6 protein-coding genes and 1 pseudogene are annotated in these 8,492 nt (G+C 69.7%); all 7 read right to left on the bottom strand.

What is annotated here, in order from left to right; translation table 11 throughout:
* Window positions 1-59: 59 nt before the first annotated feature.
* The gene (locus UWG_RS0101720; protein WP_029391079.1) at window positions 60-2,597 is read right to left on the bottom strand and encodes a RelA/SpoT family protein; all 2,538 of its coding nucleotides are present in this window, start codon (window positions 2,595-2,597) and stop codon (window positions 60-62) included.
* 166 nt (window positions 2,598-2,763) lie between these two features.
* A complete protein-coding gene (locus tag UWG_RS0101715) occupies window positions 2,764-3,327 on the bottom strand; it encodes an adenine phosphoribosyltransferase (protein WP_016905475.1) in 564 nt (187 codons plus the stop codon).
* Window positions 3,328-3,365: 38 nt separating this feature from the next.
* On the bottom strand, window positions 3,366-4,538 hold the full coding sequence (gene secF, locus UWG_RS0101710; protein WP_016905474.1) for a protein translocase subunit SecF: 1,173 nt from the start codon (window positions 4,536-4,538) through the stop codon (window positions 3,366-3,368).
* A 1-nt stretch (window position 4,539) separates the two neighbouring features.
* On the bottom strand, window positions 4,540-6,351 hold the full coding sequence (gene secD, locus UWG_RS0101705; protein ID WP_029391078.1) for a protein translocase subunit SecD: 1,812 nt from the start codon (window positions 6,349-6,351) through the stop codon (window positions 4,540-4,542).
* A gap of 132 nt (window positions 6,352-6,483) precedes the next feature.
* Window positions 6,484-7,008 carry a preprotein translocase subunit YajC gene (gene yajC / locus UWG_RS0101700; RefSeq protein ID WP_016905472.1) on the bottom strand — a complete coding sequence of 175 codons (525 nt, stop codon included), beginning with the start codon at window positions 7,006-7,008 and terminating at the stop codon, window positions 6,484-6,486.
* Window positions 7,009-7,173: 165 nt separating this feature from the next.
* Window positions 7,174-8,247, bottom strand: a complete 1,074-nt coding sequence (gene ruvB, locus UWG_RS0101695) for a Holliday junction branch migration DNA helicase RuvB (RefSeq protein WP_016905471.1) — start codon at window positions 8,245-8,247, stop codon at window positions 7,174-7,176.
* 59 nt (window positions 8,248-8,306) lie between these two features.
* Window positions 8,307-8,492 (bottom strand): annotated as a pseudogene (locus UWG_RS29305) (Holliday junction branch migration protein RuvA); the annotation flags it as partial.

Here is an 8,492-nt window from a genome sequence, read left to right as displayed (position 1 = left end):
CAACGGCGGGGCTCCGGCCGGGAGTTGCTTCCGGTCGGGGCCCCGCCGTCGTTCGTGGTTCAGGGGCGGCGGGCCGAGGTGACGCGGTAGACGTCGTAGACGCCCTCGACGCGGCGGACCGCCTTCAGGACGTGGCCGAGGTGCTTCGGGTCGCCCATCTCGAAGGTGAACCGGGAGGTGGCCACGCGGTCCCTGGAGGTCTGCACCGCGGCCGAGAGGATGTTGACGTGCTGGTCGGAGAGGACCCGCGTCACGTCCGAGAGGAGCCGTGAGCGGTCCAGCGCCTCCACCTGGAGCGCGACGAGGAAGACTGAGGACTGCGTGGGCGCCCACTCGACCTCGAGAATCCGCTCCGGCTCCCGCGAGAGGGAGTCGACGTTGACGCAGTCGGCGCGGTGGACCGAGACGCCGTTGCCGCGGGTGACGAAGCCGATGATGGGGTCGCCCGGAACCGGCGTACAGCACCGTGCGAGCTTGACCCAGACGTCCTCGACGCCTTTCACGACGACGCCGGGGTCGGAGTTGGAGCGGCGCTTGTTCCGCGTCGCCGGCATGGGCGGTGCCGTCTCGGCGAGGTCCTCGTTGGCGGCGTCTTCGCCACCGACCGCCTCCACCAGCTTCTGCACGATGCTCTGTGCGGAGACGTGGCCCTCGCCGATGGCGGCGTAGAGCGCGGAGATGTCGGGGTAGCGGAGCTCGTGGGCGAGGGTCACGAGGGAGTCGCCCGTGAGGATGCGCTGGATCGGGAGGTTCTGCTTGCGCATCGTGCGGGCGATCGAGTCCTTGCCCTGCTCGATCGCCTCGTCCCTGCGCTCCCGCGTGAACCAGGCCCGGATCTTGTTCCGCGCGCGCGGCGACTTCACGAAGCCGAGCCAGTCGCGCGAGGGGCCCGCCGTCGACGCCTTCGAAGTGAAGACCTCCACGGTGTCGCCGTGGTCGAGGGTCGACTCCAGGGAGACGAGCCGGCCGTTGACCCGCGCCCCTATGGTGCGGTGGCCGACCTCGGTGTGGACGGCGTATGCGAAGTCGACGGGGGTGGCGCCGGCGGGGAGCGCTATGACGTCGCCCTTCGGTGTGAAGACGAAGACCTCGTTCCGGGAGAGGTCGAAGCGGAGGGACTCCAGGAACTCGCCCGGGTCCTCCGTCTCCTTCTGCCAGTCGAGGAGTTGACGGAGCCAGGACATATCGTTGACGTGGTCCTTCTCCGCCTTCTCGCCCTCCGTGCGCACCTTGGAGGCGCCCGCCACGGCCTGCTGCTTGTACTTCCAGTGCGCCGCGATGCCGTACTCCGCGCGGCGGTGCATGTCGAAGGTGCGGATCTGCAGCTCGACGGGCTTGCCCTCGGGGCCGATCACCGTCGTGTGCAGCGACTGGTACATGTTGAACTTCGGCATCGCGATGTAGTCCTTGAAGCGCCCGGGAACGGGGTTCCAGCGCGCGTGGACGGTGCCGAGTGCCGCGTAGCAGTCGCGGACGGTGTCGACGAGGACGCGGATGCCGACGAGATCGTAGATCTCCGCGAAGTCACGGCCGCGGACGATCATCTTCTGGTAGACGCTGTAGTAGTGCTTCGGGCGGCCCGTCACCGTCGCCTTGATACGCGCGGCACCCAGGTCCGCCTGGACCTCGTCGGTGACGAGCGCCAGGTACTCGTCGCGCTTGGGGGCGCGCTCGGCGACGAGGCGCACGATCTCGTCGTACATCTTGGGGTAGAGGATCGCGAAGGCGAGGTCCTCCAGCTCCCACTTGATGGTGTTCATGCCGAGGCGGTGCGCGAGCGGCGCGAAGATCTCCAGCGTCTCGCGGGCTTTCTGCTCCTGCTTCTCGCGCTTGAGGTACCGCATCGTGCGCATGTTGTGGAGCCGGTCGGCGAGCTTGATCACGAGGACGCGGGGGTCCTTGGCCATCGCGACGACCATCTTGCGGACCGTCTCGGCCTGTGCCGCCTCGCCGAACTTGACCTTGTCGAGCTTGGTGACGCCGTCGACGAGGAGAGCCACCTGGTCGCCGAAGTCGCGACGGAGCGTGTCGAGTCCGTACTCGGTGTCCTCGACCGTGTCGTGGAGGAGGCCGGCCATGAGGGTCGCCGGGTCCATGCCGAGCTCGGCGAGGATCGTCGTCACCGCGAGGGGGTGGGTGATGTACGGGTCGCCGCTCTTGCGCTTCTGGCCGCGGTGCCAGCGCTCGGCGACCTGGTAGGCGCGCTCGATCTGGCGGAGCGTGGAGGACTCGATCTTCGGGTCGTTGGCCCGGACTATCCGCAGCAGCGGCTCGAGCACCGGGTTGAAAGGGCTCGAACGCTGCACTCCGAGGCGGGCGAGCCGGGCCCGCACGCGGTTGGAGGAGCCGGAGCGGCCCGAGACGCCGGAGACGGCGCGCGACGGCGCGACGCGGTCGGCCGGCGGAGGCTCGGGGGCCGACTGCTGGGCGCCCTTCCCGAGGCGTGATCCCTTGGACTGCCGGCCGCCTCTGGCCTTGGGCTCGGAGCGCTCGCGTCCCGCCGGTTCGGCCTTCCCCGGTGCAGCCTGCTCCTCGGCACCCGGTCGGTTCTTCTCGTCCTGGTGCTGTGCGGCGAGCTGCCTGGCCTCGTCTGGCAAGAGCACTCCTCGTTGGACTCGGAACTGCCATGGTAGCCATCCGCCCGTCGCTGCCACGCGCCCGCTCCGGCGCGCAGGACGCACAGGAAAGGCGGCCCTTCGGGGAACACTCCGAAGGGCCGCCGTTATGCCCCGTTCCGCGCAGGTACGCCGACCGTGCGCGGGGTCAGGCGGTGACGAGGGCGTGGATCGGGGCACCGTCGAGCGCCGGCTCCAGCCTGGCGCGGCCCCGGAGGAAGCCGATCTCGAGGAGGACGGCGACGCCCACGACCTCGGCGCCCGTGCTCGCGATGAGGCGGGCACCGGCCTCTGCCGTTCCGCCGGTGGCGAGGACGTCGTCGATGACGAGCACGCGGTCGTCCGGCTCGAGGCCCTCGGCGTGTATCTCGATCTCGGCCGTGCCGTACTCCAGCTCGTAGGACTCCCGCAGGGTGGCGCCCGGCAGCTTGCCCGCCTTGCGCACCGGGAGGAAGCCGATGCCGGCCCGGACCGCGGCGGGCGCCGCGAGGATGAATCCACGCGCCTCCAAGCCGGCCACCTTTGTGGCGCCGTGTGCGGCACACAGCTCGGCGAGCGCCTCGGTGAGGGCGCCGAACGCCTCCGGGTCGGCGAGGAGCGGCGTGATGTCCTTGAAGACGACGCCCGGCTGCGGGTGGTCGGGGACGTCGTGGATGCGTGCGGCGAGCAGCTCGCGGACGTGGGGCGGAAGCGGGGGCGCGCCGTTCTCCACGCCCGCGCTCTCCGTTTCTGCCGCTGCGCTCACGGCGCTCACCTCCGCTTCCCCGACGGGCGGCCGCGGCCGCCCTTGTTCCGCGCCGACGGCTGTGCGCGCTGCTTCTGGACGCCTGCCGCACCGTTACCGCGGGCGTCCTGCACCGTGACAGTCGGGCGGCTGCTCGGATCGTCGTCGTCCGGCGGGCCGGAGTCGTCGCCGCCGTCGGGTCCCTCCGGGTCGTCGCCGTCCTCGCGTGCCTCCTGCTTGAGCCGCTTCGCGTGCACCCGCTTGGCGAGCGCCTTCATCTGCGGCTGGCGCTCCTTGAGGTCCGCGACGAGCGGTGTCGCGATGAAGATCGAGGAGTACGCGCCGGCGGCGAGCCCGACGAAGATCGAGAGCGCGATGTCGTTGAGCATGCCGCCGCCGAGCAGTCCGCCACCGATGAAGAGCAGACCGCCGACCGGCAGCAGAGCGACCACGGTGGTGTTGATCGACCGGATCAGGGTGCCGTTGATCGACTGGTTCGCGATCTCGCTGTAGGTGTAGCGGCTCTGCTTGGTGACGTTCGTACTCGACTCCCGTAGGCCGTCGAAGACGACGACGGTGTCGTAGAGCGAGTACCCCAGGATCGTGAGCAGACCGATGACGGTGCCCGGTGTGACCTCGAAGCCGACGAGCGAGTAGACGCCGACGGTGATGGTGATGTCGTGGATGAGGGCGACCAGGGCGGCCACCGCCATGCGCCACTGGAAGGCGATCGCAAGATAGACCACCACGAGGACCATGAAGATCCCCAGCCCCTGCCACGCCTTGTTGGCGATCTGCTCGCCCCAACTCGGGCCGACGAGCTGCGCGTCGATCTTCTCGGCGTTGACGTCGAGCTCTTCGGCGAGCTTGTTCTTGACGTCGGTCGAGGTGCTGGTGTCGACGCCGGCGATCTGCACGCGCATGCCGCCGCCGCCGAGTTGCTGGACGATCGCCTGATGGCCGGAGACCTGCTCGGCCGCGTGCGTGGTCTGCTGCACGCTCGCCGCGGTCTTCGGCGTGGTGAGGACGGCGCCGCCCTCGAACTCGATGCCCATGTGGAGGCCGCGGACCGCGAGGCCCACGATCGCCGTGATGGTGATCAGGATGGAGACGCCGTACCAGAGCTTCCGGTGCTTGATGAAGTCGTAGCCGATCTCACCGCGGTAGAGCTTGGCACCGATATTGCCGAGTCGTGACACCTCAGGCCTCCTTCGGTTCGCTGAGGGCCGACCGACGACGACCGCTGCGCAGGGGTGGCTTGGCACCGAGCCGTTTCGGATCGAGCCCGGACCACGGGTGACCGCTGGAGAAGAACTTCTTCCCGGCCAGGAGCGTCATGACCGGCTTGGTGAACAACCAGACGACGACGACATCGAGCGCGGTCGTCAGACCCAGCGTGAACGCGAAGCCCTGGACCTTGCCGACGGTCGTGATGAAGAGGACCGCGGCGGCGAGGAACGACACGAAGTCGGAGACGAGAATGGTGCGTCGGGCCCGCGGCCAGGCTCTCTCCACGGCGGGGCGCAGCGTGCGTCCCTCGCGCACTTCGTCGCGGATGCGCTCGAAGTAGACGATGAAGGAGTCTGCGGTGATACCGATCGCAACGATCGCACCACACACCGCGGGGAGGTTGAGGGCGAATCCGATCGCGGGACCGAGGAGGGTCATGATCGTGTACGTCAGGACGCCGGAGACGACCAGGGAGACGAGCGCGATGAGCGAGAGCCCCCGATAGTAGGAGACGAGATAGATCACCACGAGCAGCAGCCCGATGGCACCGGCGAAGAGCCCGGCCTCCAACTGGTCGCTGCCGAGCGCCGGGGTCACCGTGGTGACGTCGGACTCCTGGAAGGACAGCGGAAGGGCGCCGTAGGAGAGGATGTTGCCGAGCTCTTCGGCCGACTCCTGGGTGAAGCTTCCGGAGATCTCCGCGTTGCTCGTCAGGCGCTGCTGGACGGTGGGCGCCGAGACGACCTCGCCGTCGAGCGCGATGGCGAACTGGTTCTGCGGCTGAGGCTGCTTGGAGAGCTTGCCGGTGACGTCGCCGAAGTCTTCAGAGCCCTTGTTGTTGAAGGACATCTGCACGATCCACTGACCGCGCTGCTGGTCGAAGACGGCCTCGGCATCGTTGACCGTCTTGCCCTCGACGGCGACGGGGCCGAGCGCGTACTTGATCGGCTGCTGCTGGTCGCAGGCGACGATCGTGTCGCGGTTCTTCGCGGAGGCCGCCTTGTCGCTCGCTTTCGCCTTCGCCTCGTTCGTGCTGCAGTCGAGCTGCTCCAACTGTTTGGCGACGGCGGGCGGAACGCCCTGCGGCTGGGGCTGTTGCTGCTGGGGCGGCGCCGAGGGCTGCTCCGACGGCTTGCCCGTGGGCTCGGCGCTCTCGCCGGGCGTCGGCGTCTCGTCGGCGGTCTTGGCGCGGAGCCCGTCCGTGACGGCGCGGCCCTGGCCGCCGGCGTCGGCGGAGTCGCCCTTCTGTTCGTCCTGCTTTCCGCTGTCTTTCTGTTGCTCGCCTTCGTCGCTCCGGGACGCGCCGCCCGAGCCGCTCTCCGACGAGTCCGGGGAGTCCGACGGGCTCGGCGACTGCTGCTTGCCCTGCTCGGCCTGGGCGAGAGTGATGACCGGACGGAAGGCCAACTGCGCGGTGGTGCCGACTTGTTCGCGCGCCTGCTGCGAGTTGGTCCCTTTGGGGATGTTGACGATGATGTGCCGGTCGCCCTGGGTCTGCACCTCGGCTTCCTGCACACCGAGACCGTTGACGCGCCGCTCGATGATGCCTACGGCGGTGTCCATGTTGGTCTGGTTGATCGCGTCCGGCTTGCCCGGCTGGTTCTTCGCCTCAAGCGTGATGCTCGTGCCGCCCGCGAGGTCGATGCCCAGGCGCGGCGTCTCGGTCCCGGAGGCGAACATCCCTCCCACCAGGCCGGCGATGACCACAATGATCAGCGCCAGGGAGCGCCATGGCTTCCCCTGTCCGCTGGGGGACTTGCGGCCCCTCTTCGGTGCTGCCACCTTGTCGTCTCTCCCTGTCCAACCGCCGACGCCGCCCGGAAGTCAGGCCAGGCGGCAGCGCGGCACGCGAAGTAGGTGTGCGCGGACGTAACTCAGCCGCCGGACCTGATCTTCCGGCCCGGCGGCCCGACCTTACTTGGAGTCGGTGTCACCGTCCCGCTTCGCGTCCTCGGGCTTCGCGTCCTCTGCGGTGGCGGCGTCCGCCGTCTCGCTCTCGGTCCCGGAGGCGGCGTTCTCGCCTTCCTCGGACTCGGCCTTCTCCTCCGACTCCTCCGGCTTCTCCTCGGACTTGTGCAGGTCGATGCGGTCCGAGTCCTCGGTGAGCGAGGAGGCGTCGTCCGGGACGACGGTGTCGACGTCGAGTTCGGACTGGGAGACGCCGTTGACGATGCGCTCGTACTCCGCGTCCTCCAGGACGGCGCCGATGGCGTTCTTGGCGAAGAGAGCATGCTGGCCCGAGTCCATCTCAAGGAGGACGGTGTCGTCGCGGATCTCCTTGACGGTGGCGTACATGCCCCCGATGGTCCGGACGCCGGTGCCGGGCTGCATCTGGTCACGCATCTGCGTGGCCTGACGCTGCTTCTTCTTGGCCGAGCGGGTCATCAGGTACATGGCCCCGATGAGCACGATGAACGGGAGCAGAGCAATAGGATCCACGGCGGAAGATTTTCCTTACACGGACGCCTCACGGCGGCCTGGTATTCGGGGGTGTGGGTACCGCCCGCAAAAGGGGCGGCGTCGGCGGAGTCTAAGGGAGCCCGCGCCGATGGAACAACGTCCAGCATGGCACCGGGGTTCCTGGGGCAGCGAACCTCCGCGCCGTCACCCGGGGAACAGCCCTTCTTGTCCCGGTTTGTCCCTGGGTTGCTGCGGCGGGACGAGGTCGAGGTGGGCCCATGCCGCCGGAGTCGCCACCCGGCCGCGCGGTGTGCGGGCCAGCAGACCTTCGCGGACGAGGAAGGGCTCGGCCACCTCCTCGACCGTCTCGCGCTCCTCTCCTACGGCGACGGCGAGGGTGGAGAGGCCGACGGGACCGCCGCCGAAGAGCTTCAGCAGCGAGCCGAGCACCGCGCGGTCGAGGCGGTCGAGGCCGCGCTCGTCGACCTCGTAGACGTCGAGGGCGCGGGCGGCGACGTCCCTGGTGATCGCGCCGTCGGCCTTCACCTGCGCGTAGTCGCGTACGCGGCGCAGCAGTCGGTTGGCGATCCGTGGGGTGCCGCGCGAGCGGCCGGCGATCTCGACGGCGCCCTCGCCGTCGACGCGGACGTCGAGGAGGCGGGCCGAGCGGTGGACCACCTGCTCCAACTCGGCCGGCTCGTAGAACTCCATGTGCGCGGTGAACCCGAACCTGTCGCGGAGCGGCGGCGGGAGGAGGCCCGCCCTCGTCGTGGCGCCGACGAGGGTGAAGGGCGGGAGTTCGAGGGGGATCGCGGTGGCGCCCGGGCCCTTGCCGACGATGACGTCGACGCGGAAGTCCTCCATCGCCATGTACAGCATCTCCTCGGCCGGGCGGGACATGCGGTGGATCTCGTCGAGGAAGAGGACCTCTCCGTCCTGGAGAGAGGAGAGGATCGCGGCGAGGTCGCCCTGGTGTTGGATGGCCGGGCCCGAGGTGACGCGGAGCGGGGCGCCCATCTCGGCGGCGATGATCATCGAGAGGGTGGTCTTGCCGAGCCCCGGAGCGCCCGAGAGCAGCACGTGGTCGGCGCTGGCGCCGCGGGCACGCGCCGCGCGCAGCACCAGATCGAGCTGTTCGCGCACGCGGGGCTGGCCGATGAAATCGCCCAACTCCCTGGGGCGCAGGGCCGCTTCGACGGCCTGGTCGTCGCCGTCGGCCTCGGCGCCGACGAGTCGCTCGGCGCCCTGGTCCTTCTCGGTACCGTCGTCACTCTGCATCGGCTGCCTCGCGCTGTGCCTTGTCCGTACGGGGGGCGGGCGCGCTCCCGAGCGCCATCTCAGCGCGCCCTGTTGAGAGTCTGGAGCGCGGCGCGGAGCAACTGCGGCACCGGCGGCTCGGCGCCCGCCGCCGCGAGCTCCTCCGCCTGCGGCGCGACCGCCGCAACCGCCTCCTCTGCCTCCCGGTTGGCGTAACCGAGGCCGAGGAGCGCGGAGTTGAGCTGCTCCCGCCATCCGGACGCAGG

The organism is Streptomyces xiaopingdaonensis, from assembly GCF_000262345.1.
Lineage (GTDB): Bacteria > Actinomycetota > Actinomycetes > Streptomycetales > Streptomycetaceae > Streptomyces > Streptomyces xiaopingdaonensis.
This window is presented reverse-complemented; position numbering and strand designations above follow the sequence as displayed.

What these genes read in the sequence shown, in the direction of transcription:
- ruvB (WP_016905471.1), bottom strand. Translation starts at nt 8,247, where the DNA reads ATGCAGAGTGACGACGGTACCGAGAAGGACCAGGGCGCCGAGCGACTC.